Origin of the sequence: Alicyclobacillus acidiphilus NBRC 100859 (assembly GCF_001544355.1) — a bacterium.
Classification (GTDB): Bacteria; Bacillota; Bacilli; order Alicyclobacillales; family Alicyclobacillaceae; genus Alicyclobacillus; species Alicyclobacillus acidiphilus.
The window spans coordinates 1-18,295 of sequence record NZ_BCQI01000009.1; the positions used below are offsets into that span (position 1 = coordinate 1).

Genomic DNA, 18,295 nt, shown 5'->3' on the forward strand with positions numbered 1-18,295 from the left:
TAGATCAAAATCGGGATGCCGACGACAAAGGCGATGAGCGCGGGTAAGCAACTGCCGAAGCCGCTCTGAACGAGCACCTCTCCGCCCATCAAAAACAGGAAAGCGCCACTCGCGAAGGGCAACAGAATGCCAAATATCAAGACCGTGGGACTGTGGAAATGTTTCCTCATAAACCAAGCGGCCGACCAAGCTGTTACACCGTAATAGAAGGCGACCACGATACCAATGTTGGTACTGGCTGCACGGAGGAAGGAGCTTACGCTTGGCGCGAGGTTGATCAGAAATATGCCAATCAGACCGAGTGCGCCGAAGATAAATGTACCAAAATGGGGCGTACGCCAGGTCGGATGAACGCGGGCGAAGATACGCGGAAACACGCTGTCGCGCGCCATGTCGAAGGCGACACGAACCGCTGGGAACAACGCTGTCACAAGAACGGCGACTGTGGATGAAATGACACACAGAATCATGATGTCATTCCAAGGCCGCGGAACGATTTGCAGGGCAAAGTAGTTCAGAATATCGTCTTGATGGTTGGCGATCTCTTTTTCAGGCAGCAACATCTGCAACGAAATGGACATAATCGCGAACACCAGCAAGAGTCCGAATGTACTTGCAATACTTGCGATGCCTGGATTCACGCGGGCATCTTTGGACTCTTCACCCAAGCTCGTGATCGAATCGAATCCCCAGTAAAAGAAGATGGCGATGGTCGCCCCTCCTGCGAATGCGGAAAAGCTGCCGTGGAACGTAAACCAGTGGAATGAAAATGAATGCGATCCGAGAGGATGCGTCGTGATCACGCGGCAGATCCCGATGACCGCAAATACGAGCAGCGCACCATACTCAATCAACAACAGGATGGATTGGAAACGCGCCGAAATTTGCATCCCCCTGACTGTTAAAAAGACCACCAGCAGGAACCATACCGCGGACACCAGCGATACGGCGAGCTGGTTGTTCGCCCATGCCGGGTTGAACAAATCCAACGTATACGTGCCTGATGGGACGGAACCGGTGACCAAAAAAATGAGATTGGCGGCCACGATTGACCAGCCAACCATGTAGCCGATGTATCGATTGAACGTGCCACTCACCCATTTGTAGATGCCTCCGGCACTCGGCCCGTAGTATCGGTTCAAGTAGTAAAAACCGCACGCCACGCCGAGCATGGGGATGAAAGAAAACACAAGCATGGCCGGAGACGAGAACCCTACAATGGATATGATGACGCCGAGCGATACCGCCAAAGAATACGCGGGGGCAGTGGACGAGATGCCGAGGATGGTGTTGTCCACAATACTGATACTGTCCGCTTTTAATTGAACATCATTTTCTTGATTCACCTTGTGATTCACTCCGTGATGACACCTTCGCCTTCTTGTGAATTTCCCAGTGAATATTAATACAAGAATCCGTATATTGCACGATGATTTTTGGTGATCGACCCGGTGACCTGCCATTGTTATACAGATTTTATGTTGAAACTCATATAATAGTATGCTAGTATACAAGACGTTGACTGATTAACGGATTCGTTAATTCGGGAGGGAGCTTTATGATTGGCAGAAAGAAAGCGTATTCAATGGCCGCGGGGGTCAGTTTAGCGGCGGTTGTTGCACTGGCGGGGTGTGCTACAAGCAGTCCGCAAACGAATAGCACGTCGTCTTCATCTCCGTCTTCGTCTTCGTCGGGAGCGGCTTCGGTGCAGCAGGAGAACATCACGTTTGCTTGGTGGACGACACCAATCCGCACAAAGATGACGGAGCAAGCCATCGCGCTGTTCGAAAAAAAGTACCCCAATATCCATGTGACTTCGGAATATGAGCCTTGGAATGGATACTGGACCAAGCTGGCCACGCAAGCGGCTGGCGGTGCTCTTCCTGACGTCATGCAAATGGACGCGTCGTATCTGAATCAGTACGTGTCGAATGGATCGCTCATGAACTTGACCAAGACGTCCATCAATACGTCGGGGCTGAGTCCGGATGTTGTGGATATGGGCAAAGTGAATGGCAAGTTGTATGCGGTGCCTGTGGCAATCAACACCTTTTGCGAGATCGTAAACCCAGCCATATTGAAGAAAGCGGGCATTAGCTTCAATCCTAACAAGAGTTACACGTGGGATCAGTTTGCCAACATCCTGATTGAAGTGCATAAGAAGTTGCCCAATGTGTACGGTTCGACCGACGATATTTGGCAAGGTGCGCCTCTCGCGTATTGGGCGAGATCCCACGGCGAATCACTCTTTTCCGCCAATGGCAAGTCCATTGCAATATCCGAGAAAACCCTTGCAGCGTGGTTCCAGTATTGGCTCAACCTGCAAAACAAGGGCGGGGTCGAGCCGGCTCAGGCGAATGCCGCTTGGGATCACACTGATCCGACCGCGAGCCCGTTTGACAAAGGACAAGTCGCATTCACATATGCGTCGATTGGGCAGGACGCGAGCTATCAACAATATCTGGGCAAACCGATTGAGCGCATGATGTTCCCGGATTGGAACCAGCCGAGCAAGCCAAATATCCTGCATCCGGCTATGTATTGGACCATATCGTCCAAGACGAAGTATCCCGATGCGGCTGAAAAGTTAGTCAATTTCCTTGAGAACGATCCGCAGGTGTCAAAGATATTCCAGAATGATCGCGGCGTAACCGCGAATTTGAAAAACCGCGCGGCTGACGAAAAGGCGATCGGCGGCGTGGTCGCCCAGCAGGACAACTTCATGGATAAGGTCGAGAAGGTTTCCAGCGTCGTGCCGCTTGACCCTCCGGCAGCGGGTCAAATCGAGGGAAATCTCCTGGAGAACATTGGTCAAGAGGTAACGTTCAAGAAACTGACGCCAGATCAGGCAGCAAAGCAGTTCATTCAGCAGGCGAATCAGATTCTGGCCCAAGGATAAATCTTGTGGCCCAACCGTGGTACGGGGTCGCCGAGGCCCCGTACTTCAGGAGGTTTTACGATGGGAATATCCATGGGTAACGCGTTAAAGTCAAACGCAGTGGCTCGTTCCGCCACAAGGCTGGCGAGCAAGAAAAACAAATCTGCTTATGTCTTTATGACGCCGTGGCTGTTGGGCATGCTCTTTCTAACTGCGGGATCCATGCTGTTCACTCTATATCTCGCATTTACGAACTATGATCTGCTGACTCCTCCCAAATTTATCGGTGCGGAAAACTTTCGTCAGTTGTGGCAAGACCCTAATTTCTGGACGTCCATTCGGGTGACTTTCATCTATGTTGTGGTCTCCGTTCCGATCCGACTCGCGGCCGCATTGCTTGTCGCCACTTTGGTGAACAAGCCTATTCGCGGGATCGGGATCTATCGGGCGCTGATCTACTTGCCTTCATTGCTCGGCGGGAGCGTCGGCGCGTCCATCGGCTGGAGGACGTTGTTCGATCAAAACGGTCCCATCAATTCTGTGCTGAGCCTGTTTGGCATCCACGGTCCGGTTTGGCTTGGCAATCCAGTTACCGCAATCATCGTTTTGGTGCTGTTGAGCGCTTGGCAGTTCGGATCCGAAATGGTTATCTTTTTGGCTGGTCTCAAACAAATTCCGAGCTATCTCAATGAAGCCGCCACCATCGACGGCGCATCCGGCGTTCAGAGGTATTTTCGAATCACCCTGCCGATGCTTTCACCTATTATCTTCTTTAATCTTCTTATGGGGACCATCTCATCCTTTATGGTGTTCACGCAGGTCTATGTCATTACTGACGGTGGACCGATGAACTCGACTTTGTTCTATGTTCTATACCTGTACCAACAGGGATTTCAGTACTTCCATATGGGCTATGCCGCCGCACTGGCTGTCATCTTGCTGATCATCATCGCCCTTTGCTCGGGGTTCATTTTCTTGACATCCAGGTTCTGGGTGAATTACGACGTCTAAGGTGGTGTGTGAGGTGCCTTCTACTTCCAAGGCGGGATTGCGACTCGCGATGCGGCACGTGATTCTCATCGTGGTTTCGTTCCTCATGATCTATCCGATTTTGTGGATGTTCTTCGCATCGTTCAAGCCGGATGACCAAATTTTCTCGACGAGCAATCTCTTCCCAACCACATGGACCTTTGCGCATTATATCGATGGGATCACGGGCAAATCAGGCACGAATTTCGGGCCCATGTTCTTGCATTCTCTGGAGATTTCCGTTGTGGTCGTCATTGGATCGCTGTTTAGCTCAGCGCTGACAGGGTTCGCGTTTGGCAGACTGGAATTCACCGCAAGACGGTTTTTGTTTGGGTTCATGTTGGCGACCATGATGCTTCCGGCTCAGGTCGTGCTGATTCCGCAGTACATTATTTTTCACAGACTGAGCCTGATCAACACGTTTGTCCCGTTGATGCTGCCGAGTTTTTTAGGAACAACGCCGTTTTTCATTTATCTGATGGTGCAATTTGTTCGGGGTATTCCTAAAGATCTCGACGAGGCTGCTGCTATCGACGGATGCAGCACATATCGGCTCTTTGTCTCCGTGATTCTCCCGTTAACCAGGCCTGCGCTGATTACCATAGCCATCTTCGCCTTCTATTGGACCTGGAACGACTTTTTCAGCCAGACGATTTATCTCAACAATCCAAACTTGTTCACAGTGCCGATTGGGTTAAACATGTTTATGGACAACATGGGGAATTCGCAGTGGGGTGACCTGTTTGCCATGTCGATTGTATCGGTCATTCCTGTGCTCATCATTTTCATATTCTTCCAACGATATCTCGTTGAAGGGATCGCAACTCAGGGTCTGAAAGGTTAACGAATTCGTATCGAATCACGGGTGCAAGCCAGATCGGGCAAGTACAGACCAAGGACGCGGAAGACCTAGAACCGTGTCCTTGGTTTTTTCGCTGTCTGATGTTCATAGGATGTGCGAACTTCTCACCTTTTTACCAGTCCTGATAGACTATCAAAAGGGGTATAATAATGGTGGAAAAGTATGTTTCTAAATAGCGCTTTGCTTTGGTTGCTTGATACAGCACGAAAGAGAGCGCCTACTCTTTTGAAAATACATCGGATAAGGAAGGATTGGGATGAGCAGCGTACAGAAAGCAACGGACGTAATCTTAATTGGTGCTGGCATCATGAGCGCGACGCTCGGAACGTTACTGAAAGAGTTGGCACCCGAATGGGAAATCAAAGTGTTTGAGAAACTCGGAAGCGCGGGAGAGGAAAGCTCGAACGAATGGAACAACGCGGGCACGGGACACTCCGCGCTGTGTGAGTTGAACTACACGACCGAGAGACCGGACGGATCCATAGACATTAGTAAGGCGATTAAAATCAATGAGCAGTTCCAATTGTCCAGACAGTTTTGGTCTTATCTCGTGAACTCGGACATCATCCGAAATCCGCAGGATTTTATTCGACCCATACCTCACATGAGTCTGGTACAGGGAGAAAAAGACGTGGCTTTCTTGAGGAAGCGGTTTGAAGCCTTGTCAAACAGTCCGCTGTTTCAAGGAATGGAGTTCTCCGACGATCCTGACAGACTGAAGGAATGGATTCCGCTCATCATGGAGGGGCGTACTTCGGACGAACCGATCGCGGCGACGAAGATCGACTCAGGGACGGATGTCAACTTTGGCGCCTTGACACGTATCCTCTTTGATCACCTGAAGCGTCAAGGTGTCGAAGTCAACTACAGGCATAGTGTCAAGAATATCAAGCGTACGGACGATGGCCTTTGGGAAGTGAAAGTGCTCGACATAGATGGCAGCACTACCGAATCCCACGCGGCCAAATTCGTGTTCATCGGCGCTGGCGGCGGAAGCTTGCCGTTACTGCAAAAGACCGGCATTCCGGAGTCAAAGCATATTGGAGGGTTCCCGGTCAGTGGACTGTTCTTGGTATGCAAGAATCCGGAAGTCATCGGGCAACACCATGCAAAGGTATACGGAAAGGCGAAGGTTGGCGCTCCTCCGATGTCTGTTCCGCATCTGGACACCAGATACATCGACAACAAAAAATCGTTGTTGTTTGGGCCGTTTGCCGGGTTTTCTCCGAAGTTCTTAAAGACCGGTTCCAATTTCGATTTAATCGGTTCCGTCAAACCGAACAACGTCTTCACGATGTTGGCGGCAGGCGTCAAAGAAATGGCGTTAACCAAATATCTGGTGCAACAAGTGATGTTGTCGAATGAAAAGCGCATCGAAGAATTGCGCGAGTTTATTCCGACGGCCAAGAGTGAAGATTGGGACATGGTCGTCGCGGGTCAGCGGGTGCAAGTGATCAAGGACACCGAGGACGGCGGCAAAGGCACGCTCCAATTCGGCACAGAGGTCGTTAGCGCGGCCGATGGATCGATCGCCGCGTTGCTTGGCGCATCTCCCGGCGCTTCGACGGCGGTTCATGTCATGTTGGAAGTATTGGAAAAGTGTTTCCCGCAACAGATGAAGGGGTGGAAACCAAAAATCGAAGAGATGATCCCTTCTTATGGCTTGTCGCTCAAGGACAATCCGGAATTGTTCGAAGAGATTCACGCTTCAACCGCCGAAACGCTTGGTCTTAGTGAGAAAGAACTGGCCTATAGCTAATCATTCATCGCTGACGATGTGGAGGACGGAGAATGCCAATCTCACGAGCGTTGCAAACGTATTCCTTGGCCGATCTCGATCATGTCAAGGTACTCGGACGAACGACGGGATCGCTGACGCCGTTGACGCTGTTTTGGACGGCGAGCGGGATCGAACTGAATGTCGATGGGTCAGAGCTTTGGATCGAGGTTGAGGCGGACTATGGGCAGTATGAGCCGTGGATCGCCATGTTGAACAACGGCGCGTTGGTGTCCCGACAAATGCTGACGGCCGGAAGACAGTGGCTTTGCGTCTTCCGCGGCATGAATCCAGACAATGTGAAGCATGTCCGCATTGTTAAAGAACTGCAGGCAATGAGCGGCGATCCCGACTGTTTGCTGCAAATCCATGGCGTGAAGTGCGACGGCGCGTTTTTTCCGGTCGAAGAGAGGCCGCTCAAGATTGAATTCATCGGCGACAGCATCACGTCCGGAGAGGGGGCTGTTGGCGCGAAGGCGGAGAGCGATTGGATCCCGATGTGGTTCAGCGCCGTCCACAGCTACCCAGAAATGACGGCCAACGAATTGAACGCGGAGTATCGTGTGATTTCACAATCCGGATGGGGGGTACTCACGAGTTGGGACAACAATCCCAACGCGAATATCCCAGATGGTTACGAGAAAGTATGCGGTCTGTTGTCGGGAACGCGCAATCAGGCTCTCGGCGCGTTGGACGCGTACGACTTCACGTTGTGGCAGCCGGATGTCGTGATTGTCAATCTGGGGACGAATGACGCGGGCGCGTTCCACAATCCTGCATGGATCGATCCGGTTACTGGAGAAGCGTACAAGCAACGTCTCCATGAAGATGGGACGTACTGTGAAGAGGACTTGGGAAAGTTCGTGGCTGCGGCAGAGCGGTTTTTGGTCAAATTGCGGGCCTGCAACCAGCATGCTCATATTGTCTGGGCCTACGGTATGATTGGCATTCCGCTGATGCCGGCGATTTATCGGGCCGTGGATCGGTATCAGCAGAAGACGGGAGATCGGAGAGTCTCCGTGTTTCAACTGCCCAACACGACAGCCGAGACGGTGGGAGCTCGCAACCATCCTGGTACTCTCGCCCATCAAAAGGCCGCGTCCGAATTGGCTGATTATATCAGGACGATATTGGGCGTGTAGTGTGAACCGGGTTCAAGGAAACAACCCCTTCGCGAAACTGGAAGGGGTCGTCCTGTGTGATTGCATGAACCTGCTAACGGCCTCCATAAAACCAGTTTGAACTCAGGTGAACAAATTCCTGCCACTCCAGCAGCACAAACAAAACTGCCAACGCGATGACTGCGATGACGGCGACTTTGGCGGGGGATCGCCGTTTTCTGTCTTTGACCTTGTCTGTGGTGTCATATCTGCTCTTGTCCATGTGCATAGGATGTCCAATGCGCACGTGGATATGATAGTTGCACAGTCTTCGACTGAAGGGAGCATTTTTCCATGAAGATATTTATTTCTGCTGACATCGAGGGCGTTTCGGGCGTAGCGACGAATGTCCAACTTACCAAGGAGGGCGAGTACCAACGCTTTCGGCGGCTGTACACACAAGATGTCAATGCGGCCATCGCGGGGGCGTTTGATGGCGGGGCCACCGAAGTGGTTGTGGCTGACGGCCATGGCAATATGTCGAATATCCTCATTGAGGAGTTGGACGATCGCGCCGTCCTCATCAGCGGCAACAATCGCGTGATGTGCCAACTGGAAGGTCTCGACGAGTCCTATGACGGTCTGTTCTTTGTCGGGCACCATGGACGGGAAGGCGGAGATGTGCGTGCGGTCATCAACCACACGCTTGCGGGCATCTGCGTCAGCGAACTCAAAGTGAATGGAACAGTCTTGGGTGAAACTCAACTGAATGCCAGAGTCGCAGGCCAGTTTGGGGTTCCAGCCCTATTCATCTCAGGTGACGACGCGTATGTGGAAGAGGTAAAGCGCGACCTGCCGCATATTGAGGCAGCGATCGTCAAGTGGGGCATCGACAGATATTCGGCCAAATTGCTGCCACCCGCAAAGGCGCAGCAGATCATTCGCGAAAAAGCCAAAGCGGCGATGGGGCTGATTGGCACAGCGAAGCCCAAACGGCTGGATGGCCAGGTAACCTTTGAGGTCACATTCAAGAATACGGCTCAAGCGCACATGACGACGACGATCCCGCTCATCGAGCAGACATCGCCGACCACCATACGATTCACGACTGCGGATATGGTGACCGGATACAAACTGTTCTGGGGCTGCGTCATCATCGCCATGACTGCGACGAATGGCGTCCTGAGCGCTGCAAACGCTTGATGGAATTCGTCATGGCTGGGAAAGCTAATCTCCGACACGCAACCTATCAAAGGTAAGGAGGAGCAGCCATGGCGGAGGCGAAAGCGGGCCGGTTGTCGCACGTCGACGTATTTCACAAGTACGGCCGCGATATTCTGCGAAGTGAGCCAGACGGAATCAAGGAAAACAACCTGGATGAATTGCCCGAGTTTTGACAGATAGTTCGACAAACATCGACCTCTTCCCATGGTTAACCAAAGGATTTCGTCCATCCGTAGTCAAATGAAACAAGTTGGCGGCTTCGGCAGCGGAATGGACGAGGAGGATCATCATGCCGATCTACGATGGCGAATCAAATATCATGGTGACCTCGCGAGATTCATCGCTCGAACAGGCTCACTTTAACGGCCTGACGATGTCTTTGTTAGCCTCGGGAGACGGGACGGAATTGATCCATCACCATTTGGCGGCAGGGTACGATTGGGCAATCGGACCAGAAGAGGGCTGGCAAGCATTCGAATCCATTTGTGTGCTGCGAGGGCACCTGACATGGGAGTCTCAAGAAGGCACTCAGCATCTGCGGCCGGGTGACGTCCTGTCCGCACACCCGATTCAAAAGTACGTCGTCTTCACGGCCCAGGAAGATACAGATTTTTTGTATGTTGTCACGCAGCCAGTCTTTCACCAATACAGTCAGCAATTGCACGCATTGGTGCAGATGGCGATTTCTATCGCGGAAAAGGACGGGTATACTTCGGGCCACTGTGACCGAATCAAAACGATGTCGGTTCAGGTTGGACGAGTCATGGGGCTCTCGCAATCGCAATTGTTCAATCTGAACATGGGATCGTTTTTTCACGACATCGGCAAGATTCGCGTGCCAGAAGCTATCCTGCTGAAAGCGGGGAAGTTGACGGACGACGAGTGGAAAGAGATGCGCGAACACGCGCTGCACGGGAAACGGATTCTGCTCGAAAGCGAACTTCCGTACTTGAAGGAACCGGCCAATATTGTCGCGCAGCATCACGAACGCCAGGATGGGAGAGGCTATCCGCTCGGTCTTCGCGGAGGCGAAATCTGTATCGAAGCGGCAATTATTTCGGTTGTCGACTCGTTTGACGCGATGACCACTGATAGACCTTATCACAAAGCGGTAAGTCGCGCTGACGCGGCGGCGGAGTTGCAGCGATGCAAAGGAACGCAGTTTCACCCGGACGTCGTCGACGCGTTTATCCGCGTGCTTGAGGAGGACCCGGGGATTCAAGCAGGTGCTTGATTTAGCGAATCAACGAGTATATGATGGAATTAATAGAAAATATACGTTTCGGGGACGACAAAGGCAAACCTACTGAAAAGTGGGGACGCAAAGCTAGAGGGGCTACGCAGTGATTGCACGCCAGCCAGCTGCCGAATTTGCATCGGTTGCGGAATGCACCCGTGTAAATCGGGTGCATTTTCCTATTTGTCGTCCGGCGCGAGGACGCGGAGGTGTAATGTCGGGTGATGAAGAAATCGATAGCAATTGCGCTGGTTGTTGGTGCAGTACAGGTGGTTGGCACTGTAACCGCCATGGCGGCAACCAGTACTGGGTATGACTCGTCCGATGATACCACGGTGAATATTGGATCGTCCGGGCAAACATCGCAAACGGCCTTGTCCACAGCCACATTCGATTTGCAAGAGAGTCTGTACCAAGCCACGGGTGCAGATGTTTCGCACGACTATATTTGGGTCAGCGTGAACGGAAACTCGCTCATCGCGTTGGATCCGCCGCGCCCAATGGCGTAACTTTTACTACATAAATTCTATCCACTACATACACGGGGTCTCATGCGCAGCGTTCCCTCTGCGCAATGTGGTCCCGTTTTTTGTGATTGCTAGAAGCACGCCCGCGTTCAAAACTTGCAACGGATCGGTGTATGATATACCTCTGATAGATCTTCTTCACAATCTCGTTTTACTGAATGGTCTACAGGACATGCTATAGTGTTTGCAATGATCGAACATTGAGATGAAAATGGGTTGTCTTGTATGGAGGCCGCACGATGCCGAAAAAAGTAACAATAAAGGACATTGCCAAGCATGTCGGTGTGACTCCAACGACCGTTTCGAATGTGCTGAACGGCACCAATCGGATCAGTGACGAAACGAGGAAGCGTGTCCTTCAAGCGGTTGAAGAACTGAATTATACGCCGAACATGTCGGCGCGGGCGTTGGTGAAGAAACGGACCTACGCGATTGGCTTATTCATTCCCGCAACGCCGCGAGCCTTTTCCGATCCGTACTACTCCGAATTGCTGCGCGGTTTGACAGAGGTTTCACTCGATCACGGCTACGTCGTCTCGATTATCTATTCGGACAGCCTGGACAGTTTGGTGCGGGAGCGGATCGACGGACTGGTGCTCACGGAAGTGAAAGTGAACGACCAATACATCCAGTACTTCAAGCAATCCAATATGCCTTTTGTGGCATTGGGGCGCGGCGGGGATGCCGATCTCATGGATTACGTGATGTCCGATACGAGGCGCGGTCTTCAGGAGGCTGTCAATCATCTCTATCGGCTTGGGCATCGTCGACTCGGTTACGTACTCGGGCCCTTGGCTTACGAATACGTGTATGAACGGTATCAAGTGTTTCGTGAGACGCAACGCCATCTTGGTCTCGAGTATCGCCCGCAATGGGTCGCTACCGGAGAAAATAGTCGAGAAGGCGGCGCAAGCGCAGTCAGGCGGATCATTCGCGCGGATGAGCGGCCCAGCGCTATTCTCGCGTCAACCGATATCATGGCCCTGGGAGCCATTGAGTATTTGCGCGAAGTCGGGTACGCTGTCCCTGAGGACGTGTCTGTCGTCGGATTCGATGACGCTGAATTCTCCAAGTATGTCCGACCGTCGATCACGACCGTTCGCCACGATATTTATCGAGCAGGCCGCCACGCAGCCCAGATGTTGATTGCCAAGTTGGAGGGGCGTCCTTATACCAGGCCTGTCAATTTGCCGGTTCGATTGATTGTCCGGGACTCGACAGCGCCTGTGACTCACGTCGAAGGTTAGAAAAACTATTGCATATTTTTCTAGAAAGGTGTACGCTTCGCATAACTGCTTTAACGTTAAAGCGGATGTTCCAATCGCCTGAGGCCGATTCGAACATTTACTTTACGTCCAATGGGTAAGCGTTTTCAAGATTTCTGGTGCCGAAAGGGTGGTGATGCCGACGAGTTGACTGCAGATCTTCGCGGGAAATTTCTTGGAATGTGATGGTGGGGGTCAGAAGAGATATGAAATGTGCCAAGGGCACTCCTACCTACCGGCAGCATTTTCAAACTTGACAGACCAGAGGAGGATTCACCAGTGTCCAAAAAGCGTTTAATCGGTCTTGCGGCAACCTCGGCCATGGCGCTCGCGTTAACGACGAGCCCCATGTTGCAGGCATCAGCGGCTACAGAGCCTCCGCTCGTCGTCGTGACAAGTCCACAAGGTACGTATGCTGAGAATTTCAACCCGTACTCTTCCGGACAATTGGCAGGCACACAAGGCAACGTATACGAATCCCTGTTCTTCTTTGACGCGGTTACGGGGAAAACGTGGGATCTGCTTGGGAAGAGTTACGCATTCTCGAATGGCAACAAAACGTTGACCGTACAGCTCCAACCGAATGCGAAGTGGACGGATGGACAGGCGTTTACGGCGAACGACGTCGTGTTTACGTTTAACGATCTCAAGAAATACCCTGATGCCGATTCAAACGGCGTTTGGCAATATTTGAAGAGTGTTCAAGCGAAGGGAACCCACACGGTCGTATTCAATTTCAAGTCGGTCAACGTGCCGTTCGCGGAGCAGTATGTCTTGGGCGAGACGTGGATTCTCCCGCAACACGAATGGTCTTCGCTCGGAGATCCCGCCAAGGCGAAGATCACGGTCAGCAACGCGATTGGCACAGGCCCGTTCATTGTGAGCTCATTTACCACACAGGACTACAAATTTAAGGCCAATCCAAACTATTACCTTGGTGCTCCCAAAGTTCCGGAACTGGATTATCCCGCATTCGCCAGCAATGCAAGCGCGGATCTCGCGTTGGCGAACGGCAGTGTGCAGTACGGCAACTTGGACATCCCGAATGTCGAGAAGACGTACGTTGCCGGCAACAGCCACAACCACTACTATTTCCCGCCAGACAACGAAGTGGAGCTGTATCCAAACCTCAGCAATCCTTTGTTGGCTCAATACAATGTGCGTGAGGCAATCAGCCTGGCTATCAACAGAAACAAACTCTCTACACTCGGTGAAACCGGTTACGAAGGCGTCGGCAATCCAATCAGCTTGCCGTTGCCCAACTTCAAGGACTGGGTAGATCCGAGCTTGCCGAAATCCGATTTGACGTTCTCGGCTCCGAACGACGCGAAAGCCATTCAACTGCTTGAGGCCGCTGGGTTCAAGAAAGATTCGAATGGCATCTTTGCGAAGAACGGCAAAGAGCTGAACTTCAACCTCGAAGTCGTCTCTGGTTGGAGCGACTGGGACGAAGATTGCCTGCTCATCAAGCAGGATCTTTCGAAGATTGGCATCGGCATCACCGTCAATCAGGTCGACTATGGCACGTACTATGCCAACATCGCTCCAACACCAGGTAAAAATGGCGTGACAACAGGCAAATACGACTTGGCTGTCTCTTGGACGAACGAAGGTCCGACGCCGTACCTTGCATACTACGACATGCTGGATTCGCACGGCGTGTTCAACGTGGAAGGATTTAAGAACAAAACCGTAGACAACGCGTTGAACTCTTTTGCGTCTACAACGAACCTGACCACGCAGAAGAAGGACATGTACACCATCGAGAAGATCGCTGCCGAACAGTTGCCTGTGATTCCATTGCTGACGGGCGCTTATTGGTACGAGTACAACGACAAGGACTACACCGGTTGGCCGACCAAGTCGAATCTTTGGATTACGCCTGGTCCGGCAAACACGCAATCGGCGGCTATTGTGATGCAGCACCTCAAGCCAGTTCACTAAGTTGCTCGACGCAGATTGAGGGTTTCCAAAGGCGAGGAGCGATTCCAGAGGAATGAAGCTCCTCGCCTTTCTGCGTTCGTCCCTGCGACGAGCGCGCTATGAGAGGAGGGGGAACTATCGATGATTCGCGAAACGAATTTGACTCCGCGGACAGCCAAGGTGATCCAGACAGCGAGAGACACGGGTGATCGTCTGAGTGAAATCAGTCCACTGGTCTTTGTCGAGGACAACGAGACCTGGCGCGGCTTTATCAAAATTTATCCGGACGTGCGGTATCAGGAGATAGAAGGTTTTGGCGGAGCGTTTACGGAAGCGGCCGCTGTGACATTGGCCAAGATGAGCGAGGATGTCCAGCAGCAGGTGCTGCAAAGCTATTTCCATCCGACCTTGGGCATTGGCTATTCCTTGTGCCGAACGCACATACACAGCTGTGATTTTGCGTTAGGCAACTATACGTATGTCACGGACGGCGACACAGAGCTCGCCTCGTTCAGCGTCTCGCGCGACGAGGAGGCCCTCATTCCGATGATTCGCGGTGCGATGGGCGTCGAGGGCGCGTCGTTTCGCTTGTTTGCGTCGCCGTGGAGTCCTCCCGCATGGATGAAAACCAACGGCGCAATGAACGGCGGCGGGCGGCTCCTGCCTGAATATCGAGCGGTGTGGGCAGACTACTACGTCAAGTACATTGAGGCGTATCGGGATAGGGGAATTTCGATTTGGGGACTGACTGTACAGAATGAACCGCATGCGGTGCAGCGATGGGATTCTTGTATCTATGACGCGCATGACGAAGTGGAATTCGTAAAACGTTTTCTCGGCCCAGCTTTGAGCCGGTCGGGGTTGGAAAACATTCGGCTGATGATTTGGGATCACAACAAGGACGGTGTATATCCTCGCGCCAAGGCGGCGTATTCGGATCCCGAAGCTGCCGCGTACATTTGGGGAACCGCGTTCCACTGGTACTCGGGAGATCATTTTGGCGATCTCGACGCTGCCCGTTATCGGTTTCCCGACAAAAAGTTGCTGTTCACCGAAGGTTGTATCGAAGGCGGCGTCCACCTGAACGATTGGAGTACCGGTGAACGCTACGCCCACCACATCCTCGGCGATCTGAACCACTGGGCGTGCGGGTGGGTCGACTGGAATCTCGTCTTGGATGAACAGGGTGGGCCGAACCACGTCGGAAATTTCTGCGACGCACCCGTGATTGCGGATACGCGTACAAACACGCTGACCTATGAGAACTCGTACTACTACATTGGCCATTTTTCCAAGTACGTTCGTCCTGGCGCGGTCCGCATTGGCTGCAGCGTCTTTACGGACGAGCTCGAATGTACCGCATTCCAGAACCCTGACGATTCCATCGTGGTGATCGTGTTGAACCGCACCGATGCCGTGATATCGTACCACCTGCAGTTTGAAGCGGGGATACTTGCATCGGGTTCGAGTCAACCGCATTCCATTCAGACCATACTTATCTAAATGTGCGAAGCCGAGTCCGCGATTGCGGCTCGGCGTTTGTTCGAATTTGCGCCGATATTTAGAAGTTTATCTCAAAACTATCGACAACTGTAGAAATCTGTCGAAATGTGTAGTATGATGGCGAAAGAATGGAATACTTGGCAAACACACTGAAAAGTGTGGACGCAAAGCTACGGGTCTAAAGGCGGAATCGCCCATGATCGCCGGGTTGCATCTCTTGTCCCTGCAACCCACGGTTTCGGGGATTTTCCGTTTTAAAGGGGGGTGTGGTGTCATGTCGTCGACATCGCAAGACTCCCTGGCGGAGAACGGACAGGAGATTCAACAGGTGTCCACGTTTGCCTGGATGACGGCAAACTCGCCAGTGGCGGTCTATGCATTGGACAAGAATGGTTTTATCATCAGTTGGTCGGAAGCAGCTCAACGCATATTTGGTTGGTCTGCGGAAGAGCTGATTGGACACGCCGGATTGCAGTTGATTCCAGCGGGTGAAATCGAAGAGACATATCAAATCACAAGAGAAATCCTGAATGGCAAAATCATCAACGGCAAACTCGTGAAACGTCAAACCAAGTCCGGCGATATTCTCACTGTGATCATCTGGGCCTATCCCCATATCAATGCTGCGGGAGAGGTCCTAGGCAGCACCATCTTTGCGGCGGAGGACTTCCGATCCACGGAACTGTTTGTTCATCGGGATCGAATACGTATGTACGAAGCGTTGACGCAGGCTTTGCAGCGTAACGAATTCGAACTGTACTATCAACCCAAGGTCGACACGGAAACAGGCAGACTGCTGGGCGCGGAAGCGTTGCTGCGGTGGTTCAACCCTGAATTGGGACAGGTTTCGCCTGAACATTTTATTCCGTTTGCAGAGCAGTCTGGACTGATTTGGGAGATTGGCGCATGGGTTTTGCGGCGGGCTTGCGCATGCGCGAAATCGTGGCAAATGGCGGGACTGCCTTCAATTCGAATTGCTGTCAACGTCTCCGTCGTTCAATTTGAACACGACGGCTTTCTTCAACTGGTCGAAGAGGTTCTTGAAGAAACACAGCTTGACCCGCAGTGGCTTGAGCTGGAAATTACCGAATCTGTATTTGCAAATCACCTCGAGCGAGTGATCTCGGTCGTCAATCGACTGACGGAACTCGGGGTGAGTATAGCTGTTGACGACTTTGGCACGGGCTATTCCGCGCTTCGCTATTTGCCGTTTATGGCATTGTCCACGTTAAAAATCGATCAAGCGTTTGTCCGGATCTTGCAAGAGACGGATCGGGCCAAACTCGTGGTCGCGAACATGATTGAATTGGCGCACTCTTTGAACATGCGAGTGGTTGCGGAGGGCGTTGAACATCCAGGGCAGTGGGCGGTGCTCAAGGCAAACCGATGTGACGAAATTCAAGGTTATCTCGTTTTGCCGCCGCAGCCGCAAGATCTGTTTGAGCAGATTTGCCTGAAGCGACCGGAGGGGGAGGCTCTGTACGCCTTCGAGTTTACGAACCAGCACCTTCGTGAAATAGGCGAACCAATAGCTGTACAGCGCCGATGACGGACAGCGCGAGCAGGATGAACAATGCCATCGGCGATCCCGACAGACCGCTCAAGATGGCTCCGCCTAGGGTGAAAGCCGTAAACCCGCCGAGGGCGAGGTAGAAGTTCGACGTGCGACCGGCAGCGGTGGATCGAAGAGACGCTGAGGTCCCATCCTGAGAGACGCCGGAGGCTTGAAAGCCTTTCGCGTTGTCCGTGGATTTCGGCTGCCCGGACGGTCCTCGCAGGCTCGAATCGTAGATACCTCTCGTGTCTGGATTCGCGAGTGTGACATACGCAGCCAGTATGCGCTGGGTCTGCCGCTGCGCCAATTCGCGGTTCGGATGAACGTCAGGGTGCCAGATCTTAATGGATCGTTTGTATGCGGATTTGATGTCAGATGGCGATGCGTCATAGGGAAGGCCAAGCACGTCATAATGTGTCAGTGGCAGATCTGAGCCGCATTGCCCACAACGGCATTCAACGCCTCGGGCCATCTGAACACGATTGACGGTATGGCACGACGCGCATCGCTTGAGGACAGTCGTTTCACCCACGGCCAGCCACACTCCTTGTATTCCGCCTCGACTGGGACACACGCCCAATTGTACCATGGGATTGTCTGCACGTTAACAAAATCGCCACATCGGTCACTTGACTGACTTACATCATTGTATTAAATATACATAGACTAAATAGTACAATGTCTAAACAGCTATTATCCATGATTCTACACATCATGCGAGAGCACGCATCGTAGGGGGAAGAGAATTGAACACAGGAAACAGTTACCGCCGCCTGATCACTATCCAGATCATCGTCATCATTGTCGTGATCGCAGCCGCCCTCACAGGTTACTACTTCTACAACCAGTCCACGCTCTATCTCAAGACGGACGATGCGCAGGTGAGTGGAACGCAGATTGTGATTTCGTCGCCCGCGACAGGAAAGATCACCAATTGGCAAGGCAATTTCGGAAACACGTTCTCCTCTGGAGCTACCATTGCCGATGTCGAAACGCAAGAAGGCAACAAAGTGGTCGACATCCCCATCAAGACTCCGGCGGCTGGCACCATCGTGCAATCGGACGCCATGAACAACGAGTACGTGGCGGCAGGTACGCCGCTTGCTTACGCGTATGACATGAACCACTTGGATATCGTCGCGAATATCAAGGAAACCGAGATCAACGATGTGAAGGTTGGTCAACAGGTCGACGTCTATGTGGCGGGCCAGTCGGGATCCCTGTCCGGCACCGTGAGTCAGATTGGCCTCGCGACGGCCAGCACGTTCTCGCTGCTCCCGACGCAAAGCACGACAGCCGACTACACGAAGGTCACGCAAGTCGTTCCGGTGACGATCTCGCTGCAAAGTACAGCTGGAAGCGGCCTGAGGCCCGGTATGAGCGCAACCGTCCGGATTCACAAGTAAGGGGGGACT

General features: G+C 52.5%; 16 protein-coding genes, 1 pseudogene and 2 riboswitches. Of the genes and pseudogenes, 14 read left to right on the top strand and 3 right to left on the bottom strand.

All coding sequences use genetic code 11. The features are described from left to right. On the bottom strand, positions 1-1,346 hold a 1,346-nt coding region (locus AAC01S_RS05085; protein ID WP_169794008.1), incomplete at its 3' end, for an APC family permease. Positions 1,347-1,558: 212 nt separating this feature from the next. Between AAC01S_RS05085 and AAC01S_RS05090 the strand changes: the two genes are divergently transcribed. The 5 genes from AAC01S_RS05090 (at position 1,559) to AAC01S_RS05110 (ending at position 7,688) form a co-directional block, all read left to right on the top strand. Then, entirely contained in the window at positions 1,559-2,899 is a 1,341-nt protein-coding gene (locus AAC01S_RS05090; RefSeq protein WP_067619839.1) for an ABC transporter substrate-binding protein, read from the top strand. Positions 2,900-2,959: 60 nt separating this feature from the next. Then, positions 2,960-3,889, top strand: coding sequence for a carbohydrate ABC transporter permease (locus AAC01S_RS05095; RefSeq protein ID WP_083511536.1), 930 nt, complete (start codon positions 2,960-2,962; stop codon positions 3,887-3,889). 13 nt (positions 3,890-3,902) lie between these two features. Next, a complete protein-coding gene (locus AAC01S_RS05100; protein ID WP_245630089.1) occupies positions 3,903-4,751 on the top strand; it encodes a carbohydrate ABC transporter permease in 849 nt (282 codons plus the stop codon). Positions 4,752-5,025: 274 nt separating this feature from the next. Beyond that, positions 5,026-6,528, top strand: coding sequence for a malate:quinone oxidoreductase (locus AAC01S_RS05105; protein ID WP_067619842.1), 1,503 nt, complete (start codon positions 5,026-5,028; stop codon positions 6,526-6,528). A 32-nt stretch (positions 6,529-6,560) separates the two neighbouring features. Then, positions 6,561-7,688, top strand: a complete 1,128-nt coding sequence (locus AAC01S_RS05110; RefSeq protein WP_067619845.1) for an SGNH/GDSL hydrolase family protein — start codon at positions 6,561-6,563, stop codon at positions 7,686-7,688. 73 nt (positions 7,689-7,761) lie between these two features. On the opposite strand, the gene AAC01S_RS19195 is transcribed toward AAC01S_RS05110, so the two are convergent. Then, positions 7,762-7,929, bottom strand: a complete 168-nt coding sequence (locus AAC01S_RS19195; protein ID WP_157071051.1) for a hypothetical protein — start codon at positions 7,927-7,929, stop codon at positions 7,762-7,764. Positions 7,930-8,000: 71 nt separating this feature from the next. Here AAC01S_RS19195 and AAC01S_RS05115 point away from each other — a divergent pair, with 71 nt between their 5' ends. The 8 genes and pseudogenes from AAC01S_RS05115 to AAC01S_RS05145 all read left to right on the top strand — a co-directional run bounded on the left by AAC01S_RS05115 (position 8,001) and on the right by AAC01S_RS05145 (position 16,874). Further along, complete coding sequence (locus AAC01S_RS05115) at positions 8,001-8,849, top strand: M55 family metallopeptidase (protein WP_067619848.1); 849 nt, start codon at positions 8,001-8,003, stop codon at positions 8,847-8,849. A 65-nt stretch (positions 8,850-8,914) separates the two neighbouring features. After that, positions 8,915-9,043, top strand: a pseudogene (locus AAC01S_RS18655) (DUF3892 domain-containing protein); the annotation flags it as partial. Between the two features lie 116 nt (positions 9,044-9,159). Next, a complete protein-coding gene (locus tag AAC01S_RS05120; protein ID WP_245630090.1) occupies positions 9,160-10,104 on the top strand; it encodes an HD-GYP domain-containing protein in 945 nt (314 codons plus the stop codon). Positions 10,105-10,156: 52 nt separating this feature from the next. Then, positions 10,157-10,240, top strand: a riboswitch (cyclic di-GMP riboswitch). Positions 10,241-10,331: 91 nt separating this feature from the next. Further along, positions 10,332-10,616: a hypothetical protein gene (locus tag AAC01S_RS05125; protein ID WP_157071052.1), complete on the top strand. Its 285-nt coding sequence runs from the start codon at positions 10,332-10,334 to the stop codon at positions 10,614-10,616. Positions 10,617-10,873: 257 nt separating this feature from the next. After that, complete coding sequence (locus AAC01S_RS05130) at positions 10,874-11,881, top strand: LacI family DNA-binding transcriptional regulator (protein WP_067619854.1); 1,008 nt, start codon at positions 10,874-10,876, stop codon at positions 11,879-11,881. 339 nt (positions 11,882-12,220) lie between these two features. Beyond that, positions 12,221-13,843, top strand: coding sequence for an ABC transporter substrate-binding protein (locus tag AAC01S_RS05135; protein ID WP_067620074.1), 1,623 nt, complete (start codon positions 12,221-12,223; stop codon positions 13,841-13,843). A gap of 120 nt (positions 13,844-13,963) precedes the next feature. Beyond that, positions 13,964-15,325, top strand: a complete 1,362-nt coding sequence (locus tag AAC01S_RS05140; protein ID WP_067619857.1) for a glycoside hydrolase family 30 protein — start codon at positions 13,964-13,966, stop codon at positions 15,323-15,325. 129 nt (positions 15,326-15,454) lie between these two features. Beyond that, a riboswitch (cyclic di-GMP riboswitch) is annotated at positions 15,455-15,541 on the top strand. A gap of 58 nt (positions 15,542-15,599) precedes the next feature. After that, positions 15,600-16,874 (top strand): sensor domain-containing protein, encoded by a 1,275-nt coding sequence (locus tag AAC01S_RS05145; protein WP_067619860.1) that lies wholly within the window; start codon positions 15,600-15,602, stop codon positions 16,872-16,874. Here AAC01S_RS05145 and AAC01S_RS18660 read toward each other — a convergent pair. Then, a complete protein-coding gene (locus tag AAC01S_RS18660) occupies positions 16,819-17,412 on the bottom strand; it encodes a J domain-containing protein (protein ID WP_169794009.1) in 594 nt (197 codons plus the stop codon). The genes AAC01S_RS05145 and AAC01S_RS18660 overlap by 56 nt on opposite strands. Before the next feature lie 214 nt (positions 17,413-17,626). On the opposite strand from AAC01S_RS18660, the gene AAC01S_RS05150 reads away from it, so the two are divergent. Then, a complete protein-coding gene (locus tag AAC01S_RS05150; RefSeq protein ID WP_067619863.1) occupies positions 17,627-18,286 on the top strand; it encodes an HlyD family secretion protein in 660 nt (219 codons plus the stop codon). Positions 18,287-18,295 lie beyond the last annotated feature (9 nt).

Excerpts from the sequence above, each read along its gene's own strand:
- AAC01S_RS05090 (WP_067619839.1), top strand. The coding sequence starts at position 1,559 with ATGATTGGCAGAAAGAAAGCGTATTCAATGGCCGCGGGGGTCAGTTTA.
- AAC01S_RS05095 (WP_083511536.1), top strand. The coding sequence starts at position 2,960 with ATGGGAATATCCATGGGTAACGCGTTAAAGTCAAACGCAGTGGCTCGT.
- AAC01S_RS05105 (WP_067619842.1), top strand. The coding sequence starts at position 5,026 with ATGAGCAGCGTACAGAAAGCAACGGACGTAATCTTAATTGGTGCTGGC.
- AAC01S_RS05110 (WP_067619845.1), top strand. The coding sequence starts at position 6,561 with ATGCCAATCTCACGAGCGTTGCAAACGTATTCCTTGGCCGATCTCGAT.
- AAC01S_RS19195 (WP_157071051.1), bottom strand. The coding sequence starts at position 7,929 with ATGGACAAGAGCAGATATGACACCACAGACAAGGTCAAAGACAGAAAA.
- AAC01S_RS05115 (WP_067619848.1), top strand. The coding sequence starts at position 8,001 with ATGAAGATATTTATTTCTGCTGACATCGAGGGCGTTTCGGGCGTAGCG.
- AAC01S_RS05120 (WP_245630090.1), top strand. The coding sequence starts at position 9,160 with ATGCCGATCTACGATGGCGAATCAAATATCATGGTGACCTCGCGAGAT.
- AAC01S_RS05125 (WP_157071052.1), top strand. The coding sequence starts at position 10,332 with ATGAAGAAATCGATAGCAATTGCGCTGGTTGTTGGTGCAGTACAGGTG.
- AAC01S_RS05130 (WP_067619854.1), top strand. The coding sequence starts at position 10,874 with ATGCCGAAAAAAGTAACAATAAAGGACATTGCCAAGCATGTCGGTGTG.
- AAC01S_RS05135 (WP_067620074.1), top strand. The coding sequence starts at position 12,221 with ATGGCGCTCGCGTTAACGACGAGCCCCATGTTGCAGGCATCAGCGGCT.
- AAC01S_RS05140 (WP_067619857.1), top strand. The coding sequence starts at position 13,964 with ATGATTCGCGAAACGAATTTGACTCCGCGGACAGCCAAGGTGATCCAG.
- AAC01S_RS05145 (WP_067619860.1), top strand. The coding sequence starts at position 15,600 with ATGTCGTCGACATCGCAAGACTCCCTGGCGGAGAACGGACAGGAGATT.